Origin of the sequence: Pseudomonas faucium (genome assembly GCF_021602585.1) — a bacterium.
Taxonomy (GTDB): domain Bacteria; phylum Pseudomonadota; class Gammaproteobacteria; order Pseudomonadales; family Pseudomonadaceae; genus Aquipseudomonas; species Aquipseudomonas faucium.
Map to the genome: position 1 here is coordinate 147,963 of NZ_BQIP01000006.1, position 24,120 is coordinate 172,082.

Below are 24,120 nucleotides of genomic sequence, written 5' to 3' on the forward strand. Positions count from 1 at the left end.
GCAAACGGGCATTCGTTGAAACCCGCAGCCTGTCACCATGGTCTCCAGCACAAGGAGGCCCACCCATGAGCCGAGCATTCGTCAACGAAGACCAGGCCGCCGCCCAGGCCGACCAACCGGTGGAGCGGCGCGTCAGCGACCAGCCCAATTACCTCACCGCCAGTGGCCTGCGCCAGCTGCAACAGCGCGTGGCCGAGCTCAATGCCCTGCGCAACCAATTGCAGGGCCAGGGTGAAGGCGCAGACAAGCAGCGCCTGGCCGACACCGAGCGCGACCTGCGCTATTTCAGCGCCCGGGTGCAAAGCGCGCAGGTGGTGCCCGCCGCTACCTCGCTGAGCAAGGTGCAGATCGGTAGCCGTGTGAGCTTTGTCGATGAACAGGGCCAGGCGCATGAGGTGCGGCTGGTGGGGGAGGATGAGGCCGATGCCGGCCGCGGGCTGATCAACTGGGGCTCACCGCTGGGGCGGGCGCTGCTGGGCGCCAGCCCCGGCGATGAAGTGGTGTGGCGACGACCTGCGGGTGATCAATCGATCGAGGTCGTCGCCATCGCGCCTGATGCTTAAACCACGCCCTGGGCCAGCATGGCGTCGGCGACCTTGACGAAGCCGGCGATGTTGGCGCCCTTCACGTAGTTGATCTTGCCATCGGCCTCTTCGCCGTAATGCACGCAGGCATGGTGAATCGACTGCATGATGTTGTGCAGCTTGCTGTCCACTTCACCTGCGGTCCACAACAGGCGCATGGCGTTCTGCGACATCTCCAGGCCCGACACGGCCACGCCCCCGGCGTTGGAGGCCTTGCCCGGGGCATACAGGATGCCGGCGTCGATGAAGATATCCACAGCCTCCAGGGTGGTCGGCATGTTGGCGCCTTCGGCCACGCAGATGCAGCCGTTGCGCAGCAGGGTGCGGGCGTCTTCGCTGTCCAGCTCGTTCTGCGTGGCGCATGGCAGGGCGATGTCGCACGGCAGGCTCCACGGGGTCTGGCCCTTGCGGAACTCAAGGCCGAAGCGCTCGGCCAGCTCGCTGATACGGCCGCGCTTGACGTTCTTGAGCTCCATCAGCGCATCCCACTGCTCGTCGGTCAGGCCCGCTTCGGCGTACAGGGTGCCTTCGGAGTCCGACAGCGAGATGACCTTGCCGCCCAGGTCCATGACCTTGCGCGCAGCGTACTGGGCCACGTTGCCCGAACCCGAGACCGCCACGCGGCGGCCATCGATGCGCAGGTTCTGGCGCTTGAGCATTTCTTCGGCGAAGTACACGCAGCCGTAGCCGGTGGCCTCAGGGCGGATCAGGCTGCCGCCGTAGGTCATGCCCTTGCCGGTGAGCACCGAGGTGAACTGGTTGGCCAGGCGCTTGTACTGGCCGAACATGAAGCCGATTTCGCGCGCGCCCACGCCGATGTCACCGGCCGGCACGTCGAGGTCGGCGCCGATGTGGCGGTACAGCTCGCTCATGAAGGCCTGGCAGAAGCGCATGACTTCGGCGTCGCTCTTGCCCTTGGGGTCGAAGTCCGAGCCGCCCTTGCCGCCGCCCATGGGCAGCGAGGTGAGGGAGTTCTTGAAGACCTGCTCGAAGGCCAGGAACTTCAGCACGCCCAGGTTCACCGACGGGTGGAAGCGCAGGCCGCCCTTGTACGGGCCGATGGCGCTGCTCATCTGGATGCGGTAGCCGCGGTTGACCTGCACCTTGCCCTGGTCATCGACCCACGATACGCGGAACAGCACGGCGCGCTCAGGCTCGACCATGCGTTCGAGAATGCCGGCTTGCAGGTAGTGAGGGTTGGCTTCGAGGAAGGGCCAGAGGCTGCGCAGCACCTCTTCGACGGCCTGGTGGAATTCGGGCTGGGCCGGGTCGCGTTGCTTCAGGCGCGCGAGGAAGTGGTCGACGGATTCGATCATGGTAGACATCTCACCAAGAGGATTGGACTTATTGGTTTTTTTCGCAATGTACCAAGAAGCAATCGCACTGGAATAGGGCGCGATGTCGTTTTTTTGAAAATATTTGGTGCGTTTTATATAAATGTATACAAAACACCAGGCCTTATGTTTGCAGGTCTGGCCTCTTCGCGGGGCAAGCCGCTACCACAGGGAGGCGGGCACAAGCCAAGAATCTTGCGGTTTTTCTGGGGGAGCGGGCTTGCCCCGCGAAGGGGCCACTGCCCTTTTATGCCAGGCACAAAAATGGGGCCCCGAAGGGCCCCATCCTTGTGCAGCAGAAACCGGCTTACTGGGCCAGCTTCTTGTGCCGTACCCGGTGCGGCTGGGCAGCAGCATCGCCCAGGCGCTTCTTGCGGTCGGCTTCGTACTCGGTGTAGTTGCCCTCGAAGAACACCACGTTCGAGTCGTCCTCGTAGGCCAGGATGTGGGTGGCCACACGGTCCAGGAACCAACGGTCGTGGGAAATCACGATCGCGGCACCCGGGAAGTCCAGCAGGGCTTCTTCCAGCGAACGCAGGGTTTCGACGTCGAGGTCGTTGGACGGTTCGTCGAGCAGCAGGACGTTGCCGCCCTCCTTCAGGGTCAGGGCCAGGTGCAGGCGGCCACGCTCACCACCGGAGAGGTCCTTGACGAACTTCTGCTGGTCACCGCCCTTGAAGTTGAAGCGGCCAACGTAGGTGCGCGACGGGATCTCGTAGTTGCCGATGCGGATCATGTCGGAGCCGTCGGAAATCTGCTGGAACACGGTCTTGGCGCCATCCAGGTCCTCGCGGCTCTGGTCCACGCAGGCCAGCTGCACGGTTTCGCCGATCTCGATGCTGCCCGAGTCCGGTTGCTCCTTGCCCATCAGCATGCGGAACAGGGTCGACTTACCGGCGCCGTTACCACCGATCACGCCGACGATGGCGCCCTTAGGCATGGCGAACGACAGGTTGTCGATCAGCACGCGGTCGCCGTAGCCCTTGCTGACGTTCTTGAACTCGATGACCTTGTCGCCCAGGCGCGGGCCGGCCGGGATGTAGATCTCGTTGGTTTCGCTGCGCTTCTGGAATTCCTGCGACTGCATTTCTTCGAAGCGCTGCAGACGGGCCTTGGATTTGGACTGGCGAGCCTTGGCGCCTTTGCGCACCCACTCCAGTTCCTCTTTCATGGCCTTCTCGTGGGCGCTCTGCTGCTTGGATTCCTGCGCCAGGCGGTCCGACTTGGCTTCCAGCCAGCCCGAGTAGTTGCCTTCGTACGGGATGCCGGCGCCGCGGTCCAGCTCGAGGATCCAGCCGGCGACGTTGTCGAGGAAGTAACGGTCGTGGGTAATGGCTACCACGGTGCCCGGGAAGTCGTGCAGGAAGCGCTCGAGCCAGGCCACCGAGTCGGCGTCCAGGTGGTTGGTCGGTTCGTCGAGCAGCAGCATGTCGGGGGCCGACAGCAGCAGGCGGCACAGCGCCACACGGCGCTTCTCGCCACCGGACAGGTGCTCGATGCGCGCATCCCAGGCCGGCAGGCGCAGGGCGTCGGCGGCGACGTCCAGCTGGCGCTCCAGGTTGTGGCCGTCGGCGGCCTGCAGGATGGCTTCGAGCTTGGCCTGCTCGGCGGCCAGCTTGTCGAAGTCGGCATCCGGTTCGGCGTAGGCGGCGTAGACCTCGTCCAGGCGCGCCTGGGCGTCCTTGATCACGCTGACCGCTTCCTCGACCACTTCGCGCACGGACTTGTTCGGGTCCAGTTGCGGCTCCTGCGGCAGGTAGCCAACGTTGATGTCGGGCATCGGACGGGCTTCGCCGTCGAATTCCTTGTCGACGCCCGCCATGATCCGCAGCAGGGTCGACTTACCCGCGCCGTTCAGGCCGAGTACGCCGATCTTGGCGCCTGGGAAGAACGACAGGGAAATATTCTTGAGAATTTCCCGCTTCGGCGGCACGACCTTGCTCAGCCGATGCATGGTGTAGACGTATGAACCTGTTTGGCCGTGTTTGTCACCTTTTGCCATCTTTGGATTACCTTTGAGTCAATGATTACGCGGCTTCGGAGAGATTCCAAGCCTGCGACTGAAAATTGGTGAAAGTCATGTCTAGGTTTGAGCCAGCACCGATTCGTTACTATACTCAAAAAAAGTTATGTTTTGGAGAAGAATCGTGGGTCACCAGATCATAGAAATAAGGATCAATGGTGCTAGAAGAAAGGTATTGGTGCAAGAGCACATTCCTGCTTACTACCCGAACCTATATGTGACCCTTGAGCAATCAAGACGGGCATTAAACACGCAACAAAAATATTTGGAACACATCGGGCTATTTGAAGATTTTTTAAAGTTTGAGTCGATCGATTTGATCGCCCGCTTGGAAGAGAGACCAACGTCTCGCTACCTTACAGATGACGAGATTTCCCGCTTTGTCGCTGATGCTGCACTTAACAAGTCGACGCTCGCTAAAAAATTTGCTGGAATCCGCATGTTACCAACGGCTTACTCAACAGTTGGCAGCACACACGCACAGCAGAGACTTGAAGCTGTGCGTGACTACACAATATTTCTTTATGACAAGCTTGGTGAGGAAGCGACACGGGGAGCGGCAATAGACGATATTGTAAGTCGTCTTAACAGGAAGATAAAAGCAGCCAAGCCTTCCTGGAAAAAGACCTCCAACAATGACATCAAAGGCCTGTCGACTGCAGAGCGAGATCGCCTATTAGAAATTATGCATCCAGAAAGCGCAACCAACCCATTTGCTAACAAAGCAATAAAACTTCGAAATTATATAATTTTGTTACTAGGCATTGATATGGGCCTGCGCCGTTCCGAAATGCTCTTGATCAAAGTTGGAGATATCCGGTGGCATAGCAGAGAGCTTTCAGTAATCAACCTCATAAATGAGGAAATTGATCCGCGCACGTTAGCCCCCCAATTCAAAACACACGAGCGTATTCTGGAGATGGGCGACGACCTTGCTTGGGCTCTTAAGCGATATATCGATACTTATCGAACTTCCAATGAGCAAACGTCTGAGGCGAAAAAACACCCTTTTCTGCTTGTCTCTCATAGACGGAATGAGGGCAAGCCACTAAGTGTTAAAGCGCTTGATGGCATTCTACCTCGGGTTGGGAAAGCCGTGCCGGAACTGGCACATGTTCATCCCCATGTGTTGCGTCATGATGCGGTCTACACTCTTCTAGAAAGCATGCGGGATGAGTTGGATATCCTTACGCCCGAGGACCGAACAACCAAGGTGCAAAAAGTACTAACTTATGCTTTCGGATGGAGCCATGGTTCTCATATGCCCAGCCTTTACGGAGCGAAATTCTGGAGAGAAGAAGCGAATAAAGCAATGAGAAAGCGCTCGGATAGATTCAAGACTATCAGAGATAGCGTTAATACAAAAAACCGCGAGGAAGGCTTACAAAGTGAATCCGTCGACTTCAGCACTTAAAGTACCCACCCAGAGCAGTTTAAGCACTTGGCTCGACACTCCACGCCTTGCCAGATGCGGCGATTTTTTCACTCCGTCCCAGCCAATGTGGTGGCCGGATAGATCATGCCGCTCAGCAATCAATTGGCAGTCCGCAATTTTTTGCGTTCCTAATAATTGGCAAGGTTGGTTGCACGCCGCCTTGGCCTACCGTATGGCAGAAGTTTCCCAGGGAACCATGGGTGTAGTAACGTCTGTCCTATCGCGCGCTGCTCTAGCCGGGCTAGACCCCCTCAACGATGATCAGCTGATAGATCTACGCGAACGCTTCAACATGGGGGAGTTCTCCAGTCTTGTCGGTTTTATGGAGTTTTGGCAAAAATGTGAATCCCTAGAACAGCGTCCGTCACATGCTCTTCTAAAAGCTTATAAATCAACCCCCAGAAAGAAGCGAATAAAAAATGATGTCATCATGAGCTTAGATCCTGAACAGGGCCCATTCACGCAGGTAGAACAAGACTCTCTGCATCATTGGGCGCATGAGCAGTTCTGTCATGGAAATCTGGATCCAGAGCGCTACCTCTATCTGCGCTTGCTAATGATCTACGGGCAGCGGGGGACACAGATTCGCATGGTAGTTTTTGATGATTTCATGAAGACTGATCAAGGCTACCAAATACGAATATTCTGGGCCAAGCAAAAAGGCGATGAAGCTGGATGGCGAGAAAAATTCGAAATCTTCAATTTGGACGAAGATCTTTATAATACTGTGCAAGCATACAAGGCGATCATACAAACCAGCCTTGAGCAAGAGTATCCCGGAAGGGCGGAGTGGAACAAGGCCATTAAGCACGTACCTCTTTTTCGCCGAAAATTATCCTATGAAGAGAAAAGTAATAGGTTAGGCGCTGTAATAGTTGACCTACCTGATTTAAGAGATCTTGAGCTTTCTCCCCTGGCAAAATTCCATGTCGCCGCCGGAGTTGCTAGAGAGTGGTTAGTGCAAATGGAAGGGATGCTGGGGTTTCCCATCTCGACGCGTACACATCAGCCCTTGAAAATTTCCAGAGGTCATCGCTTCAAGCACACACTCGGTACCGATCTTTCGAATGCTGGGCTGGATGAATGGTCAATCGCTAGCGCACTCATGCATTCCAACACTCGGACCGTTCGAAAATATCGAGCGGTATCAGCTGAGTTAATGAAGCTGATAGACGATAAGATGAGTGATCATCTCGCACTTGTTGTAGGAGCTTTTAAGGGCTCCATTGTACCGGATCGCGCGTCCGCCAAAAATGGGCAACGCCTAGACCGCCAAATTGAGGATCTTGCCGTCTGCGGCGCCGATAGTTCCTGCTATCTGGATGCACCGTTTACGTGTTACGGCTGCATTAAATTCCAGCCGCTGCTTGACGCGGATCACAGTGCCGCGCTTGCGCGACTTGAAAGCCGCCGAGCGCAAACCATCAATCACGACAAAATTACCGGAGTGTTATGGGACCGTGCCATCCTTGCCTGTCGCAAAGTGATTCTTGATTGCAATGCGCAGCGCGCGCGAGGAATAAGTGTAGGACCTTACGAATGAGCACTATCGTCGATTTTAAACCGCTCAACCATGCCGATGCTAAGGCACAACTGGATGCCTTTATCATCTGGGCTCAGATAGTTTTGCCCAAGGGAGTTGCCTATCAAAGAGTTCACGCGGGCATTCAATGGGATATGGATTCATGGCATGACTCAGGAATTCCCAGCTGCGCATTTACTGCGTATAAATCACCCAGAAATACAAATTCAAACTCAAAAGTTTTCATGCAATCCTCATTCATGGATTTCGCCAAAGCAATTATCGTTCACTACAGAGTATTTCAAGGAAAAAAATCAGCGAAAGATATGCTGTATGGCACCAGAATCCTTGAAGCCGCACTCCTGGAACTAACAGGCACTAGTGACGTAACAAAAACTTCAGCGGCGGTATGCAATAGAGCGTGTGAGCATCTGACAATCGATTACCCACGTGGCAATAGCGCGTACAGCATCAGCAAATATCTTGAGAAGATTGTCTTATTCATGGGAAACAAAGGGCTACTCGCAAAGCCCTTTCGATGGGTATCGCCGCTCCGGTACAAAGATTCAGGCACGTTAAAGGAGCAGCAGGCCAATAGCGAGCGAAAACTACCGAGCCGTGAGTCTATTCAAGCCTTAGGCGAAATTTTTAATAATGACATAACCAGCCCATTAGACATCATAACCGTCTCTGCCTGCGCTCTTTTGCTTAGCCAACCAGGTCGTATTGGTGAGCTAGCCGATGTTGAGCATGACTGCGTAGTCTTCAAAACTGACGCTGAGGGCGGGCAACGCATGTTCCTCCGCTGGTATGCGGAGAAAGGTTTCGGAGCGACTACCAAGCCTGTTGTGACAGGCATGGAATCCTCAATCGAACGTGTATTAAAACTCTTGATACCAATCACTGATGAAGCCCGAGCATATGCGGCATGGCTTGAGGACCATCCTCATGATTTTCCGCCGCATAGTGATTTACCGATCAAGGGGCCAGATGAGCCATTATCTTATGAGGAAGCTTGTGCAGCGCTGAAAATTATTTATACAGGCCGATACGCTGCGAGAACACTTTTCAAAGATCAATGGCTCAATTCCCTGTCAAATCGCAGAGCTTTAAGCCCTGACGCCCAGACAGTATTGGATGAAATAAGAGAAGGCTGGGACATCAGTAAAGGGCAGCGTGTCTATGAAAACGGTAAACTGAACCGCTTTGAATTTACAGATAAAGCCGTTATCACGTTACGAAAACTGAATATTCTCATTCGTGAAAAATATCTACCTAAGCACTTTCCCTTTACCACACCTGCTGAGGACGGTAAAAAGCGCGTGAAGTATCGTGATGCGCTGTTTACCGTGCGAACAGGCTCTCTGCCCAATGAAACAAAGAGCCCCGTCGCAATGCAGCGGGACTTTGGAGTTGAAATCTCCGCCAGCCATGTTCGGATGGTGGCCCAGCTAGGAGGCGCTTCACATTCGCAAAGCATCTTCCAGCGGCACGGATACGGAGAGCTCAAGGTGAACACTCATGCTTTTCGTCATGAGCTGAATACGGAGATGCATCGGGCGGGACTTTCACAACTGCTAATTGATGCATTTTCAGGACGCACTAACCAGGGTTCAGTTTATAATCATGAAAGCATCAAAGAACGCACCCAGGCTGTGGCGGCGGTTCACCCAAAGACCAAGCAGAGCAACACAGCGAAGTGTTTTGAAAAAATTGTGACCAATCAGCCAATTAAGCTCAGCGAGCTAGTTGATCTTAGCGAAAGCGATCAGGATCGCATTATACATAGAACTCACCTAGGCCTGTGCATTCACTCGTTTGAGAGTGAGCCTTGCCCTAAAATGGGCGCATGTCTAACTTGTGGAAACTTGGGATGCATCAAAGGTGATGATGTAAGGCTAGCCAACCTGAAAGAGGAGAGATTATATCTGAAACAGCGTTATGCGCATGCGGTTGCTGCTGAAGCCAGAGAGGTCTTTGGCGCATCTGAATGGTGCAAAAAAACAGCATTGGACCTGCTCAAGTGCGATGCATTGATCAAAGTTTTAGAAAACCCTGAGCTCAAAAACGGCGACATTGTGTGGAATAGCGATAACGGTTGGAACCTGACAAAAAATGCTGCCGCCATGGCAGGATTGATTGACGCAAAATCAATAACAGAGCCGACACAAACGGCATTGCCATCGTTAAAAGATCTGTCAGCCATGCTGGACAATATTGAGGTATAGCAATGGGACACTTAACAAAAAATGACGAAGTTCGCATAATTAAGCTGATTGAAGACTGGGCAGAGCCAAAGTTAACATGGCCCCTTCTAGTAGATGTTTGCAAAAAGAAGCTCAATATCAGTCGCGCGCGTCAGTCCTTAATGAAATTGCCAGCGGTGAATATGGCAATGAAGTATCGTAAGGCTGCACTCAAGGCTCCGACTGAGAAGCCTGGGTGGATTAAAGACATTCATCTTGCAAACGAGCGTATTGAAAAGCTGACTGAAGCTAATCAGCAGCTAAAGGCTATCAATCAGCAGCTTCTTACCCGCTTCCTCACATGGCAGGCAAACGCTGATATGCATGGTTTATCTCAATCAATCTTAGATCGGCCACTGATTCAATTCAAAAAGTAATGAGGAAGCCGAGCTCTAGAAATTGCAACTCAGCCCCGCGGCTAAGCGTCAGATCAACCAGGATCCATAGAGGCTGGGCGAGATCAAGAGACTTTCGCGCTAACCCTTTGAATGGTGAAGGACCTGGGGTCCGAGCGTGCAACCGCTCTCAATCAAAGGTGCGTAATTTCGCCTCGCGACAACAGCCCGCCGGACAGCCTCTGATTTGCACAGCGCCCATGAGAATTGGTTTTACTGAACTATTGACGAATTACCTACGTGATTTAAGAGCGCTCTGCGCCATCGCGAACGGAGGAATCGTAGCTCTGAAGCATGCGAATTAAGCCGTATGATCGGCCTGTAATGCGAAATAAAGTCCCTCTAAAAAAAATTTTAAACGGGCGTATTTTCTAGGCTTCACAGACACGCCTCATGCTTTGGTGTTCCACTGGATCAACCTGGCGCTATTGAAGGGGCTGAGCATGGCGTGCGCGCCTCGGCTGCTGCTGCGTTGGCACAACTGAGGTTCTCTGTAAAATACCCCGTAAAATGCTCGGGAAGCTGTGAGTATGCGAAGCGCAGAAAGGTCCGTGAGCAAGCCAACCCCAGCTGAAATAGTGCCTGCGGGATGCAGCTTGTAAACCACTTTTTTTACCTGTAAACCACATAGGTTTACAGGTAAAAAAAGTGGTTTACACGGCCTTCGCTGCCCGCGGCGGATGACAGCTGTTGGCCGTTAACTGCCCGCAGGCAAAGGCAGCTTCGGGTCGAGAGTAGCCAGTCGCGACGGACCGCTTTCGACCCACAGCCGCCGTTAGAGACATGCAGCAATCGGCCTAAAGCCCCCATCTGAAGAGCAATAGATGATCGCTTGGTTGCCGTTACGGGCATCCCCTTTGAGCTTCAGGGGCCAACGCGCCCCATTCCTCCCAGAGAAAGCAGGTGACCTATGCGCCTTGAGGCCTGCTTCATGTTCTCTATCAGGGAAGGTACGTCACAGTCTTCCTTGCGGTACTGCGGTATCGTCGCAGAGATTGAGCCAGCAATCTGCCCATCGATGAAAATCGGAACGCCGATACCAAAGGCGCCTAGAACCCGTTCACCATCACCCACCGACCATCCTCGCTCTCTGATCGACTGAAGGTCAGCCCGAAGCTTGGAGTGCGAAGTGATTGTCGCATCGGTGAGTTTCTCCAGTTTCAAGCCCTCAGCAAAATCTGCTGGCAAGTGGGCCAGCACAGCCTTACCGGCGCCACCGGCATACAGCGGGACATCAACCCCAGTTTCCAGTTTGTACTGGATAGGCCTCCAGCCTTGAGTAACATCAAGGAACTGGGCTTTGGAGGTAGTTCCGTCAAACGAGAGATACGCGATTGTTTCTCCCGTTTCCTTCACCAGAGAATCGACTATGGACTTGCAGAGCTTCACCGGAGAGTAGGTTTCATTGCTGAGTAGTGCAGCCCACTGGTGTAGCCGGGCAGCCGGGTAAATCACCTGCCCGTCGATATGGATCAAACGTTCAAGGGTGGCAGATTCAATAATTTTCTTGGCAGTTGCCGCATTGCATTGCAACTGGGCGGCCATGCCCAATCTGCATTTGTACCCATTGGGCTCCGCGCACACCAACTGCAGCAGCCCCTCAAGCCGGGCAACAATAGCACTGTCTCCATCGCTGACTACCTCACGACCGAAGCTATCCGACACGCCTACTGCCTGTGATAACCGATCAGCAACCTCATCAAGTTTGGCCCGGGCGGCATGTCGTACCTTGGCATCAAGGCCCCCAAGATCGTGAAGCGATACCGAAATCACCAGCCCCGGTGCCAACCTCCTCACCACCATGGAGACCGCTGAGGGAAACTCGGACTCCGAGATGCTTTGGGGTGGTTCGATCGGTGTTTGGCGAGGTGGGATGTCATCCGGCGACGGATGCTTTCGAAGGAACTCACTGAACCCTCTACCGATATCTCCGAACTCCAAGGGGAAGGGATTTCCGCTCTTCGGTCTGAAGAACAAGGTGGCCGGGGCTTCACCACAGTGAAGAACGTAGTAGCCGTTCAAATGCGGCGCATAGACCGACAGTAAGGCTGCTTGCTTTGCACTCTCCGCCAAGCCATCGAGGAGATGCCGAGCTGTATTCACCAAAGCACTGCGATTATTCAAGGCGTGCATCAGTACCCTGAAGCGCGGGCCCACTCGATACTTTCCAACCCCCTCTTCAACCGCAAAATTTCGGTCAACCAAGGCCACCAAGATGCGGTTGACGGTACTTCTGCTCTCTCCAAGATCGTGGGCTAGCTCTCTTACGCCCCACGCGTCTCCATCCGCTCGTCTGACCAAAGCATCCATTACCTCAATCAATCGACCGTGGCTGGATGTGGCTGCAGGGGCTTTGGAAGCCAGAATTTGAGAGGGCGCGATAGGCATTTGATCAGCTTGCTGAGCATCAAGAAGGCTCCATTTTGTGCCGGTTTCGAGCCGCAGGGCAATCACCGCCTGTTGACAATAACGCTGGGCGCGAGGATTCTTAAAAAAACAAAACAGGACACTGTCCCATTTTTTAAAGAATGGACGTGATCCACAAAGTGGAGTGACCTATGAATAACAACAATACGTTGACGGAGTCCGTCGCTATGCCTGAGCCTGGAATCGAACGCAAGACCAAAGCCAAGAAGGCTACCGCTGCTGCGGTATTCGGGACGTTCGTTGAGTATTACGACTTCAGCATCTACGGATACCTTGCTGCCACCCTTGCCTTGGTCTTCTTCCCATCAGACGACCCGACAACAGGCCTGCTCAATACCTTCCTGGTTTTCGGCTCTGCATTCCTCGTCCGCCCGATTGGCGCTGTAGCGTTCGGTTGGCTGGGGGACAAGGTAGGACGCCGCGCTAGCCTGATCGCGAGCATCACCCTGATGGGGGCTGCTGCGACACTCATCGGCCTGCTGCCTGGCTATGCGCAAATCGGCGTCTGGGCCCCCATCCTCCTCGTTGCACTTCGCATGCTGCAGGGCTTCTCTGCCGGCGGGGAAATTGGCGGTGCGGCTAGCTACATCCGTGAGTGGGCTCCAGCCAATCGTCGCTCGCTATACATCTCTTTCCTGCCGTCGATTGCTCAGTTTGGTAAAGGTCTTGCCGCAGCCATCGCCGGCCTTGCAGCTGCATGGCTGACCGACCCACAGATGGCTGATTGGGGTTGGCGTATTCCGTTCCTGTTGGCACTGCCGCTGGGCATCATCGGCCTGTGGATGCGCCTGGGCATCGAAGACAGCCCGGAATTCGAATCGAAAAAAGCCGAGGAGAACAAAGAACACAGCGCACCTTTCGCTGAGCTCGTGCGCGACTACATGCGCCCGCTCACTAAGGTCATGATGATCTCCCTAGTGCAGAACATCGGCACCTACATCGGCACCGTTTTCATCGCTGCGTACTTCAGCTCAATCCTCGGCTACTCGAAGGGACAGGCTTCCACTATCGTTCTGGTGGCTGTCAGCTTTGCAGCCCTGATGATTCCGTTAGCAGGTCACCTCGGGTCGATCATTGGCAGTAAAGCCGTGCTCCGCCTAGCTTATCTCGGCTACGCCGTTCTTTCCGTTCCATCGTTCCTGCTGATGCAGCAAGGCCAGGTAAGCATGGCCATGGCCGGTCTGGCCTTGGGAATGATTCCTTACGCGCTTTGCCTGGCCGGCACCTACTCGGTCATGCCTGAGTTCTTCCCTACCCACGTTCGCCACACCGGGGTCGCCTTTGGCCACAGCGTCGGTGCCGTTATCGGCGGCGGCATTGGGCCTTTCATGGCGACCTGGCTGATCGGCGCCACCGGCAACCAGACGGCTCCCGCTTTCATCCTGAGCGGTGCCGGAGTTCTGGGCCTGATCGTGCTGTGGACTGTCCGCAGCCAAGCAGCTGCCGACGACAAAAAACATCAATTCGCCTGAGTACTACCGCATGCCTCTCATTTACGTCACCAGCCCCATTCACGAAACAATCCTCAGCCGACTTTCGGATGTCGGGGAAGTGCGTCTCGGCTACGGCCCTAATGCCGTTGGGTATGAAGAAATCCGTAATCAGGTGGCTGCCGTGTTTTTGCGTGGCGGCCACATCAGCGCTGAAATGATCGCTGCCTCGCCCAAGCTGCGGATTGTTGCTCGCCATGGCGCCGGCTATGACAACGTCGATTACAAAGCAGCCGCCGACCACGGGGTTTGGGTCACGAACACTCCAGGTGCAAACCAGCGCAGCGTGATTGAGCATGTCTTCGCGTTGCTCTTGTCGCTGTGCCGCAAGCTGCCGCTGGCATCCGAACAAACCCGCAATCGGGTCTGGGCAGAAGACCGCCTTTCGCTGACCGGTATCGAACTCGAAGGACGCACTTTGGGCCTGGTGGGGTTCGGCAACATAGGCTCCAGCGTTGCACCTGTTGCTGAAGCCTTCGGCATGAAAGTGATATTTACCGACCCCGCCATCGACCCGAGCTCAGACAGCCGCTGGGTAGACTTCGACACCCTCCTGTCTACGGCTGATGTCGTGAGCCTGCATGTCCCTCTGCTGGAAACCACTCGCAACCTGATCGGAGCACCTGAGTTCGCCAGGATGAAAGACGGCGCAATGCTGATTAACACCAGTCGTGGTGGTGTTGTCGACGAGCAAGCACTGGTCGACGCCCTCAAGAGCGGAAAGCTGGCTGGCGCGGGGGCTGATGTACTCGCTGCCGAGAACATCGACATGATCAAGCCGTTCGACCATACCACGCCGGACATCGCGAACACGCCCAACCTGATCGTCACTGCCCACGTCGCCGGCCAGACCGATGAATCGTTGATGCGCGTAGGCATGAGCGCACTGGAGGCCATAGCCGCCGTACTCAAGGGCGAAGCACCTGCTCACCCAGTCAACCAGCCTGTGCCGAAATCGTTCAGCTAAGCCTTTTTCCGAACTGGAGGTATTCAATGTTCATCAATGTGTCCGATGAGTCGATCACCGTTAATGCCACCTGGGAGCGAGCTGACTTGACGTTGATCGAGGAAATCTCGCATTACCCGGTGGCACTCATCGGCGACGTACTCCACCGCATGGGCATGATGGCTTCGGCTATTCGCCACACCGCCGGTAAATCTACGTTCTTCGGCACCATCTTGCCGCTGAACACTCGCGAGGGTGACAATCTCGCTATCCATCGTGCGTTGGACGAGGCACAGCCAGGGGATGTACTGGTCATCAACGGCAACAGCGAAGTGAACCGCTCAGTGTTCGGTGATTTGCTCGGTGAGATCTGCCTAGCCAAGCAGGTTGCAGCGGTCGTCATCGATGGCGCGGTACGTGACATTGAAGAACTCGACAGCATGGGGCTGCCTATCTACGCCCGTGCAGTAAACCCAGCAGGCCCCTCAAAATGGGGCCCAGGCCAGGTCGGCGTTCCAGTCGCCTGCGGTAATGTCGTTTGCTATCCAGGTGATGCCATTATCGGTGACCGGGATGGCATCATCGTAGTTGCTCGCAGCCTCCTGCCAAACTTGGCCGAGAGGGTGAAGCTCCAGGACGGCTACGAAAACAGCTTCCGCGAAAAAGTACGGGCAAGCGTACGCTAAACGCACATAACCCTTCGTAGATAGCGGCCTCCCACGCCTCGGCATTTCCGCACCGAGTGGCCGCTATCTACACCCCCGTTATCTGCTGAGTGAATCAGCTTTCGATAACGAGAAGTTGCCCGGTCGATCCCGACACGATCGTATTGGTTACCACATCAACAGGTCGTAAATCACGCTCACCTGAGGGCAGTGAATCGCCCCCGGTTTTGTCCGTCGTGAGTGTATACACGCAGGTCACTGAAATCCAAGCACTGATCAATGCCGCGCATTAGGCCGAATGCTGGCCAACGCAAGAGGCCGCTTAGGGTCGATAGCTGTCAGTCGTTGATGACCGGTCTCGACCCATAGCAGCCTTACGGGACAGCTAGTGCCCATGCTTATTTTTATGATTGTGTTTGTGGCGATGTCCATCATCGTTGGCCAAACTGTTGCCAACTGCACCTCCCGCCGCACCTCCCAGTCCTGCGCCGATCAAGCCACCGGTAGAACCACCAACGCTGTTGCCAATTACTTGACCGCCCACAGCCCCAAGCCCTCCTCCAATAGCTGACTCTGTCTTGTTGCCGTGTTTGGCCGTCATTGCACCGCCGGCTGCACCACCGATACCTGCGCCGATTGCGGCACCTGTGCTGCCACCTACGGCCTGGCCTGCAACACTTCCGAGGGCGCCGCCAAGCCCTCCCCCAATAGCCGTATTAGTTGTTTCATCGGCGAATACATAAAGAGATACAAAAAGACTCAACGCAACGACACACAATGATCTACGCATCGGACAGACCTCCGAAAATTCATGAGAGAAGTAAAGTCTGTGGCGCCGATATGATCGGGTCAATGTGTAGTCGGTGGTGCCTTAATCTCGATCAATCAATTGACGAAAAGGTCTCCGTCTGTCCAGCAATTTTCTGCCTGGTTATGCGTTCTGTTGAATTTCAAAGCAGCTGTGGGAGCGGGCTCGCCCGCTCATGGGGGCGCAGTTAATCGCGGTTTGGACTAATCCAAATTCCTAGCTAGCCTATCTAAGCAGCAAGAATCTTTCGCTGGCAGTTGCCGAACCGGTACAGCGTGTCCACTCAAAAGGAGCTTGTAATGACATTATTCGCGAAACCGTTCGGCACCTACGGCCGCTCTGTGTCGGCGGGCAGACTCTGGAAACTCAGTTCGACTTTCTTCCTGGCGAGCGCCATTGCCATTGCTTCGCAGGCGTGGGCGGAAGAAAAGGCCAAACCAGCCACAGATGCAACGAAGGCGGCTAACGACGCGCTTCTAAAGGAACTGCCATTTAACGACAAGACTTCCTTCGAGCTGGCCCACAAGGGCTTTATCGCTCCTTTGCCTGCGGAGCCGATCAAGGGCCCCTCCGGCAACATGATCTGGGACCCGGCTAAGTATGGTTTCATTAAGGAAGGTACAACAGCACCGGCCTCCACCAACCCGAGCCTGTGGCGGCAGTCGCAGCTGATCAACATTTCCGGCCTGTTCGAGGTAACCGACGGTCTTTACCAGGTGCGAAACTACGACCTGTCAAACATGACCATCGTCGAGGGCAAGGAAGGCATCACCATCATGGACCCGCTGATCTCCTCGGAAACCGCCAAGGCGGCCCTGGAGTTGTACTACAAGCATCGGCCGAAGAAGCCGGTGGTCGCGGTGATCTACACCCACAGCCACGTCGACCATTATGGCGGGGTGCGCGGCGTGATCAATGAGGACGACGTCAAAGCCGGCAAGGTCAAGATCTACGCTCCCAAAGGCTTCCTCGAACATGCCGTGGCCGAGAACGTCATGGCCGGTACCGCGATGAGCCGTCGTGCCAGCTACATGTACGGCAACCTGCTGCCGCCAAATGAAACCGGTCAGCTGGGTGCAGGCTTGGGGACCACCACCTCCGCCGGTACCGTGACCCTGATCCCGCCGACCGACATCATCGAGAAAACCGGTGAGAAGCACGTGATCGACGGTCTGACATACGAGTTCCTCTACGCGCCAGGCAGCGAGGCGCCGGCGGAGATGCTCTTTTACATCAAGGAGAAAAAGGCTCTCAACACCGCCGAAGACTCTACCCATACACTGCACAACACTTACTCGCTGCGCGGCGCGAAGATTCGCGAACCGCTGCCGTGGTCCAAGTACCTCAACGAAACCTTGAAGCTGTGGGGGGATGACGTACAGGTGATGTACGCCATGCACCACTGGCCGGTCTGGGGCAACAAGGAAGTAAAAGATCAGCTGTCGTCCCAGCGCGACATGTACCGCTACATCAACGACGAGACCTTGCGTCTGGCGAACAAGGGCTACACCATGACCGAGATCGCCGAGCAGGTGAAGCTGCCTCCGTCGATCGCCAACCGCTTCTCCAACCGTGGTTACTACGGCTCGCTGAACCACAACGTCAAAGCCACCTATGTATTGCACTTGGGCTGGTTCATCGGCAACCCTGCCACCTTGTGGGAGCTGCCGCCGGATGAGCAAGCCAAGCGCTACGTCGACATGATGGGCGGTGCCGACGCAGTGCTGAAAAAGGCCAAGGAGTACTACGACAAGGGTGACTATCGCTGGGTGGCCGAGGTGGTCAACCACGTGGTGTTCGCCGACCCAAGCAACCAGGCAGCGAAGAACCTGCAAGCTGACACGCTGGAGCAATTGGGTTACCAGGCCGAGAGCGGCCCGTGGCGCAACTTCTACCTGACCGGTGCCCAGGAGCTGCGTAACGGCGTGCAGAAATTGCCAACCCCGGACACCGCCAGCCCCGACACCGTCAAGGCAATGGACCTAGACCTGTTCTTCGACTTCCTGGCCATGCGCCTGAAAGGGCCTGAGGTGGGCGACAAGCACATCACCCTGAACCTGGACTTCACCGACCTGAAGCAGAAGTACACGCTGGAGATGGTCAACGGTGTACTCAATCACACCGAAGGCATGCAAGCCAAAGACGCCGACGCGACCATTACTCTGACCCGCGACACCTTGAACAACATCATGCTCAAGCAGACCACGCTGAAAGACGCGGTCAGCAAAGGCGACGTGAAGGTCAACGGCAACGAGGGCAAGCTTGAGGAGTTGATGAGCTACATGGACAACTTCGACTTCTGGTTCCCGATAGTCACACCTTGATTGCTCCCTTGACGCAGTTGGGCGTCAAGCAGGACACCGATTATTCGGTGTCCTGCTCTTTTTAAAGTGTGGAGTAAGGGACTATGAGCACGACATCTCCAGTCAACCTTGCAAAAAGGTTGGTGCCCGCAACACTGCTTTGTTTGTCGCTCCACAGCAACAATGTGCTGGCCGGCGGCATCTTCATATATGAGGCCGGACAGGAAAGCAACGGCTTGGCCAACGCCGGCTCGGCGGCGCTAGCGACAGATCCCAGTGTGCTGATGAGTAACCCCGCCGGCATCGCGCTGCTACCTGGCACGCAGATCAGCGCCAATGCACAGGTGATCTTCGGAGACATTGGCTTCTCCCGTGGCAGTAACAACCAGTTTGATGGCAACGAGGGCGGCAACGCCTTGCAGTATTTGCCGGGGGCCAGCCTTTTCATCAGCCATCAAATCGACGAGCGCTCGGCCATCGGTTTCGGCATGTACGGGAACTTCGGCCTGGCCCTGGATTATGACGATGACTGGACTGGGCGCTATTTTACCCAGGAGTCAGCAGTGATCGGAGTGTCATTCCAACCAACATTTGCCTACAGGTTTACCGACGATCTCACTCTAGGCATCGGCCCGCGCATGATGCTTGGTTATTTCCGTACCGAGATGGCCATCGATAACAGCCTGTTGGGGCTGGTTGACCGCCCAGACGGCCAGCTTGAGTACAAGGACACCGACTTCGGCATGGGCGTGAACTTGGGCCTGATGTACCAGCTTGATCCGCGCACGCGCCTGGGCTTCGCCTATACCAGCAAGGTGAAGTTGGAGTTCGAGGACAGCCCGCACGTCAGCGACATCAACAACCCGATCATCAACGCTGCACTGAACCGCCTGGCCGTGGATACCCTGGAACTGGACATGAATGTTCCGCAGACGGTGACTTTCAGCGTGGCCCACCAACTCGATGAGCAGTGGACCCTGCTGGGCAGTCTGGGTTGGCAGGATTGGAGCGACTTCGGCGATATCGGCGTGGAAGTGGACGCCAACGCCGCAGACGTCAGCCGCACGGTCGACCGCAAATACAAGGACACCTGGCATGCCTCGGTCGGTGCTCAGTACCAGATGAGCAAACAACTGCGCTGGAGCTTCGGCGTGGGCTACGACAGTTCGGCTGTCGATGACAAGGATCGTACTGTCGACAACCCGATGGGGGAAGCCTGGCGCTTCGCGACCGGGGTGAACTACCAGGTCGAGGAAGGCTTGGATTTGCATGTGGCCTACACCTTGGTCTGGCTCGGCGACATGGACGTAGAGCAGACCAAAGCGCGCTCCGGCAACTCCCTGTCGGGCAGTTATGACAATGCCGCCCTGCACATCATTGGCGGCGGAGTGACATGGCGCTTCTGACGCATTGAACGCTGAAGACCATTTACCGCAAAGGAGAGGCTGTATGAAGAGCAAATCGTTGGTTGCAACAGTGTGCCTCGCATCGCTGCTGCTGCATGGCTGTGCCAGCAAGTACGTGGAGCCGGACCAGTACTCGGGCTTTCTGAAAGACTACAGCAAACTCAAGGAGGATAAATCGCCATCGGGCGCGGCGGTCATGCGCTGGATCAAGCCTGGAGTTGATGTCAGCCAGTTCAGCAGTGTGTATGTCGAGCCCAGCCAGTACTACCCAAAGCCACAGCCAACTGAAAAGATCCCGCAGCAAACGTTGACCGGGATTACCCAGTACTACGACCAGGCGTTGAAAACCCAGTTCTCCAAAGCCTTGCCGTTGGCCACCAGCCCAGGACCAGGCGTGCTGGTGGTACGTCCGGCAATTACAGGGGTAAGTGCCAAAACCAAGGGGCTGCGTCCTTATGAAGTGATTCCGATCGCGCTGGTCGCTGCTGGTATCAGCACGGCCACCGGTATCCGCGACCAAGACACCAGTGTTGCCACCGAGGCTGCGTTCATCGATGGTCGCTCCAATGAAGTCGTCGCCGAGGTGGTACGCAAAGGCGCCGGTACCGATCTTGAAAACTCCTCGCAAGTAATGCAGGCCAAGGATGCTCGCGTGGTGCTCGATGGTTGGGCGAGAGACATGGTCAATGCATTCCAGGCGCTGAAAAAATAGCTCGTATGTCCTCCTGGCGTGCCGGCTGCGGCAGGAGGACCTAGAGGCTTTGAGTAGTCTTCAAGTGAGACGCTTCACTTACTGGAGGTGCGACAATGAGTACCGTGTTGCTAAAGCTCAAACATGAATTCATGAAGGTACTTCCCCCAACCTTGTTCTTCTTTGTGATCCTGCACATCGTGGCGCTGATTCGTGCACTGATGATCAAGGGCTCAGGGGTCGAGTTGCCTGTTTCAGCTTCCGTGCTGATCGCGTCCATGGTCCTCGGCAAGTCGGTACTCGTTGCTGACATGCTGCCGTTCATCAATCGATTTCCCGACAAGCCCCTGATCTGGAACGTCGCCTGGAAAACCGCAATGTATGCCTTGGTAGCCCTGATCGTTCACTATCTAGAGCGACTGTACGATTACTGGAAAGAGGCGCCCGGGTTCGTCGATGCCAATACATTGTTATGGTCGTCGATGAACTGGCCACGCTTCTGGGCGATTCAGATCCTGTTGATTACCCTGATCTTCATGTACTGCGTCATCGCAGAATTGGCACGAGTGATTGGTCGTGATCGACTGAAAATGATGTTCATCGGCCCACTGCCGCCAAAAACGGCTGAATCTACGGAGGGCAGCTGAGGAGTCAGTCACTGGTTCAGGGAGAATTCTCAGGGGGATGCTCGAACGTCCGCTATGGGTCGATAGCTGCCAGTCGTAGATGGCTGCTTTCGACCCGAAGCTGCCTGTCGCCAGGCTTGAGCGACCCCTGTGGGGAGTGGGTTTACCCTCGAAGAATTCAACGCGGTAATGGCACCGGCTCCATCGGTGTTCGCGGGTCAAACCCGCTCCCACAGGTCCCCGCTTAATCGACAAGTCATGTGCTATTCGGAGCTTATTCTGTCTGAAACAGTGCTACTTGAGTGGGTATCCGCATAGGGTCGGTTAGCGCCTCTGGATCGGGCTGAGCATCCTTGTCCTCCCGCACCTGGAGGACAAGCCATGAATGCCATTACGACCAGCCGCCATCAGCTTGGGACAAAGGAAAAATTGGTCGGGTAGAAAGCTCCGCTCCGATTGAAAGATATCTGGGCCATTCGGTTAAGACTCAAATCACACCGCCTGTCCGACATCCCTCCTACCGGCCATGGCGGTGCCGTGACCGCTGGGATAGGTCCAGGCTCAGGTTGTAGTTCGTCATGACTCAGGTACCGCTAAGCTGGCGAAGCTTCAGCCCTTGTCAAGAATTTCCCCCCTAACGCGAGCCAATAGTTCGTCCAAATTGCCTCCAGATTGCAGCAAAAAACTTTCGGCCAAGATGCTAAGTGGGTGCACGCCGATCATTTCTGCAATTGAGGTCAGCTTGTTGACCGTTACAGCTTTCATACCTCGCTCCAGGGAGCTAATGTAGGTTCGACTGCTGATGCTGCCGAAGTCCTCTTGGGTAAAGCCCTTGCGGAGGCGAGCATTGCGTAATGCCTGACCTACAGCATCATTCAGTTCCATTTGCGACTCCTGCAAAAGGAACGATGAAGCGTCATTGAACACTAAAGGACTACAATCTATAGTGTTCATTTTTGGTTCGAGGTAGCCCGTATGTTCGTGACCCATCCAGGCGCTGAGCTACGCGGTAACCTGCGATTCGCTGACGGCAGCAGGCAATGGGCGATCGTCGAGCAGGAGCTGGCCGTACCTTGGCTGTATGTGTGCATAACCCAGTTAGATGAGAGCTTCGATTTTCAGCGCATGATGCTAGTTTCGTGCGTGGAGCATTTTCGTCAGCTGCTGGAAGGGCTTCCGGCCAGCGCAACCGTGACGCGCATCATGAGCGTTTTGCCCAGCCAGGATGGCTCCGGAATGTGGTCCATGGTGCCTGTTCAGGCAATCGAATTGAGTGAGCAAGATGAACGACCAATGTTCATGATCAAGCTTGCCAACGACCTGCACTACGAGGAACCGGTCAGGATGCAGACGTCACTTCCCGATCAGCGGATAATATATCGCGCAGAATGACGTGACCGTCATCTATAACCGCGAATTGCAAAGCTACGCCCTAGCTTAACCTGTGAGCATGTACTAAATCGCAAAGGCGTTATGATCCACCAAAATCACTACTTATGCGGCCAACTTGGAACACCCAAGGATTATGATCTAGCGCGAAACTCTGCGAACATTTCGCTCTTGGCTTTAGCCTCCATTTCCTCAGTATAGCCATATCGTCGGGCTATTGGCATTGTGATCGAATCAAGTTTAGCTGCAGCCTCACGAAAAAGCTCAGTCGCCTCTTGCAATTCCTCTATCATGTCGGAGCGACCCGACTCATGCATGAATTCGATAGCTCTACTAGAAAAATAACTATGTGCAAGCCAGTTCCGCCTTTGCAACACCGACCCAAGTAGAGTCGAAACTTCTTCAGTGGGCTGCCCTTCGTTTTTGAGCTTTTGAAGCAGTCTCCCCATAGTTTTACCGAGTTCGACTTCCTCATACCTGTCGAAATCCGAAGCCCACTCAGCCGCGTTACTAAACCCCTTCAGCTTTTTAGGAAAAAACTCCAAAAACATGAGATGAATAAACATGGACTGCTCTACACATTGAGACCAGTACATGGCCAATCCATAGTAAGCATAAACATCGCGCACCTGCTCCTCTTCATTCATATTATTCGCACCCCATCAAATTCCTCATGATCTACAAGAAGTCAGGAAGCGCCCACCTAAATTCTCAAGTGTTCGGAGCTTCTCATCTTCCACGCTGGCGATGAATAGTTGAAAAAAAATCCTTAAGCCGCTGCGATTTATTAAATGTTTTCTTCTCCGGCGCGGACTGGAATCCTGACAACCAGCTTTCGTAGTCCTCGTCCTTCGGCAACAAACCTTCCTGCTCCGCCTTTTCCCAGGCGAAGCTACTAACACCTAGAGACTCTTCCCGAAACTCTTTCTTGTATTTCTTGGCTACGTGAATGCCGTGTTTTCGAAGGTCGTCACAAAGCTTCATGCTGAAAAAAATTGCATCATTTGTATACAATGATAGCGCCTGAACATAGCATCCATACTCTAGATTAGCCTTACCTTTCGCATAAGGAATGCCAAAGTAAAAGTGATGTATTTCTGCTCCCGCTGGCAGCCTATCCTCTTTGATTATTAAGATAAGCTCGTTCCGCCCCTTTAGGGCGTCATTCAAATTTTTCACAGCATCAGCTAATGCTGTAACCGACGCGATAGCTCGTCCTGTAGTGGATATTTTTCCCATTACGATATCTTGAAGGGCTGAGATGGGTGGCGTGATCTCATCCAGCCGATTAAGATTAGGCGCCATCTGAAAAGCAGTTGGTCCGTTGCCCATAGCCACTTTTTGCTTGTAAAGCTCGAAGGCTTTGCAGTCTTCATCGTACGATTCTTTCATTGCCTTGATATGCTGCTTCTTGAGTGCGTAAGCAAGATTAGCAATCGTATGCGCCAGCATAATACCAGTATTGGTGCTCCGCAGCTCTTTCTGTAATTCGTCGCGAAGTTTGCTCCTACCCGCAATTCGCTGAGCTGCCCAAGCACCAAGCCACGCACCGATCAACGCTGTAATGAGGGCTGCCGTAGCTGTCATAATGAACGGGAACCATTCGAATTTATCCCAAAAATCCGATTTCGTTCCCCACGATGCAGAGGCTGTAAACACACCGTTGACTGGTTCCCACAACCCCGCCATTGAAACTCCCTCATGCTATTCGCGACATATAGCCAACAATCATAGTAGTAGCCCATTAAATGTGATAGAGCTGGTGAGAACAAGCGGGTGCCCTACCGGCATTGGGCAACCTTTACTCTCAAAATAGCAACTAGGAGGAGC

General features: G+C 54.7%; 20 protein-coding genes. 13 read left to right on the forward strand and 7 right to left on the reverse strand.

Features of this window, described 5'->3' with window-relative positions:
• Positions 1-65: 65 nt before the first annotated feature.
• Positions 66-563, forward strand: coding sequence for a GreA/GreB family elongation factor (locus L6D75_RS09660; protein ID WP_176512208.1), 498 nt, complete (start codon positions 66-68; stop codon positions 561-563).
• Here L6D75_RS09660 and gdhA read toward each other — a convergent pair.
• Complete coding sequence (gene gdhA / locus L6D75_RS09665; RefSeq protein WP_176512209.1) at positions 560-1,900, reverse strand: NADP-specific glutamate dehydrogenase; 1,341 nt, start codon at positions 1,898-1,900, stop codon at positions 560-562. The two genes, L6D75_RS09660 and gdhA, sit on opposite strands and share 4 nt — an antisense overlap.
• A gap of 325 nt (positions 1,901-2,225) precedes the next feature.
• Complete coding sequence (ettA, locus tag L6D75_RS09670) at positions 2,226-3,920, reverse strand: energy-dependent translational throttle protein EttA (protein WP_176512210.1); 1,695 nt, start codon at positions 3,918-3,920, stop codon at positions 2,226-2,228.
• 145 nt (positions 3,921-4,065) lie between these two features.
• On the opposite strand from ettA, the gene L6D75_RS09675 reads away from it, so the two are divergent.
• The 4 genes from L6D75_RS09675 to L6D75_RS09690 are packed head-to-tail and all read left to right on the forward strand — an operon-like array spanning position 4,066 to position 9,521.
• Positions 4,066-5,355: a site-specific integrase gene (locus tag L6D75_RS09675; RefSeq protein ID WP_176512211.1), complete on the forward strand. Its 1,290-nt coding sequence runs from the start codon at positions 4,066-4,068 to the stop codon at positions 5,353-5,355.
• On the forward strand, positions 5,330-6,919 hold the full coding sequence (locus L6D75_RS09680) for a site-specific integrase (RefSeq protein ID WP_176512212.1): 1,590 nt from the start codon (positions 5,330-5,332) through the stop codon (positions 6,917-6,919). The genes L6D75_RS09675 and L6D75_RS09680 overlap by 26 nt, the downstream gene beginning before the upstream one ends.
• Positions 6,916-9,126 (forward strand): hypothetical protein, encoded by a 2,211-nt coding sequence (locus L6D75_RS09685; protein WP_176512213.1) that lies wholly within the window; start codon positions 6,916-6,918, stop codon positions 9,124-9,126. The genes L6D75_RS09680 and L6D75_RS09685 overlap by 4 nt, the downstream gene beginning before the upstream one ends.
• 2 nt (positions 9,127-9,128) lie before the next feature.
• Positions 9,129-9,521, forward strand: a complete 393-nt coding sequence (locus L6D75_RS09690; protein WP_176512214.1) for a hypothetical protein — start codon at positions 9,129-9,131, stop codon at positions 9,519-9,521.
• Between the two features lie 882 nt (positions 9,522-10,403).
• On the opposite strand, the gene L6D75_RS09695 is transcribed toward L6D75_RS09690, so the two are convergent.
• Positions 10,404-11,993, reverse strand: a complete 1,590-nt coding sequence (locus L6D75_RS09695; RefSeq protein ID WP_176513928.1) for an IclR family transcriptional regulator domain-containing protein — start codon at positions 11,991-11,993, stop codon at positions 10,404-10,406.
• Positions 11,994-12,097: 104 nt separating this feature from the next.
• Between L6D75_RS09695 and L6D75_RS09700 the strand changes: the two genes are divergently transcribed.
• The 3 genes from L6D75_RS09700 to L6D75_RS09710 are packed head-to-tail and all read left to right on the forward strand — an operon-like array spanning position 12,098 to position 15,088.
• Complete coding sequence (locus tag L6D75_RS09700; protein WP_176513926.1) at positions 12,098-13,438, forward strand: MFS transporter; 1,341 nt, start codon at positions 12,098-12,100, stop codon at positions 13,436-13,438.
• A gap of 10 nt (positions 13,439-13,448) precedes the next feature.
• A complete protein-coding gene (locus L6D75_RS09705) occupies positions 13,449-14,423 on the forward strand; it encodes a hydroxyacid dehydrogenase (protein WP_176513925.1) in 975 nt (324 codons plus the stop codon).
• A 26-nt stretch (positions 14,424-14,449) separates the two neighbouring features.
• Complete coding sequence (locus tag L6D75_RS09710; protein ID WP_176513924.1) at positions 14,450-15,088, forward strand: RraA family protein; 639 nt, start codon at positions 14,450-14,452, stop codon at positions 15,086-15,088.
• 364 nt (positions 15,089-15,452) lie between these two features.
• On the opposite strand, the gene L6D75_RS09715 is transcribed toward L6D75_RS09710, so the two are convergent.
• A complete protein-coding gene (locus L6D75_RS09715) occupies positions 15,453-15,857 on the reverse strand; it encodes a glycine zipper domain-containing protein (RefSeq protein WP_176513923.1) in 405 nt (134 codons plus the stop codon).
• Positions 15,858-16,453: 596 nt separating this feature from the next.
• Between L6D75_RS09715 and L6D75_RS09720 the strand changes: the two genes are divergently transcribed.
• From L6D75_RS09720 to L6D75_RS09735, 4 genes are all read left to right on the forward strand, one after another.
• A complete protein-coding gene (locus L6D75_RS09720) occupies positions 16,454-18,199 on the forward strand; it encodes an alkyl/aryl-sulfatase (protein WP_236193513.1) in 1,746 nt (581 codons plus the stop codon).
• 83 nt (positions 18,200-18,282) lie between these two features.
• The gene (locus L6D75_RS09725; protein ID WP_176513921.1) at positions 18,283-19,584 is read left to right on the forward strand and encodes an OmpP1/FadL family transporter; all 1,302 of its coding nucleotides are present in this window, start codon (positions 18,283-18,285) and stop codon (positions 19,582-19,584) included.
• Between the two features lie 43 nt (positions 19,585-19,627).
• Positions 19,628-20,296: a DUF3313 domain-containing protein gene (locus L6D75_RS09730; RefSeq protein ID WP_176513919.1), complete on the forward strand. Its 669-nt coding sequence runs from the start codon at positions 19,628-19,630 to the stop codon at positions 20,294-20,296.
• Positions 20,297-20,391: 95 nt separating this feature from the next.
• Positions 20,392-20,922 carry a hypothetical protein gene (locus L6D75_RS09735; RefSeq protein WP_176513918.1) on the forward strand — a complete coding sequence of 177 codons (531 nt, stop codon included), beginning with the start codon at positions 20,392-20,394 and terminating at the stop codon, positions 20,920-20,922.
• A gap of 588 nt (positions 20,923-21,510) precedes the next feature.
• Here L6D75_RS09735 and L6D75_RS09740 read toward each other — a convergent pair.
• Positions 21,511-21,786 (reverse strand): helix-turn-helix domain-containing protein, encoded by a 276-nt coding sequence (locus L6D75_RS09740; protein ID WP_176513916.1) that lies wholly within the window; start codon positions 21,784-21,786, stop codon positions 21,511-21,513.
• Between the two features lie 90 nt (positions 21,787-21,876).
• On the opposite strand from L6D75_RS09740, the gene L6D75_RS09745 reads away from it, so the two are divergent.
• A complete protein-coding gene (locus tag L6D75_RS09745; RefSeq protein WP_176513914.1) occupies positions 21,877-22,293 on the forward strand; it encodes a hypothetical protein in 417 nt (138 codons plus the stop codon).
• A 131-nt stretch (positions 22,294-22,424) separates the two neighbouring features.
• On the opposite strand, the gene L6D75_RS09750 is transcribed toward L6D75_RS09745, so the two are convergent.
• Both L6D75_RS09750 and L6D75_RS09755 read right to left on the reverse strand, forming a co-directional pair.
• On the reverse strand, positions 22,425-22,937 hold the full coding sequence (locus tag L6D75_RS09750; protein WP_176513912.1) for a hypothetical protein: 513 nt from the start codon (positions 22,935-22,937) through the stop codon (positions 22,425-22,427).
• Positions 22,938-23,019: 82 nt separating this feature from the next.
• Positions 23,020-23,979, reverse strand: coding sequence for a hypothetical protein (locus L6D75_RS09755; protein WP_176513911.1), 960 nt, complete (start codon positions 23,977-23,979; stop codon positions 23,020-23,022).
• Positions 23,980-24,120 lie beyond the last annotated feature (141 nt).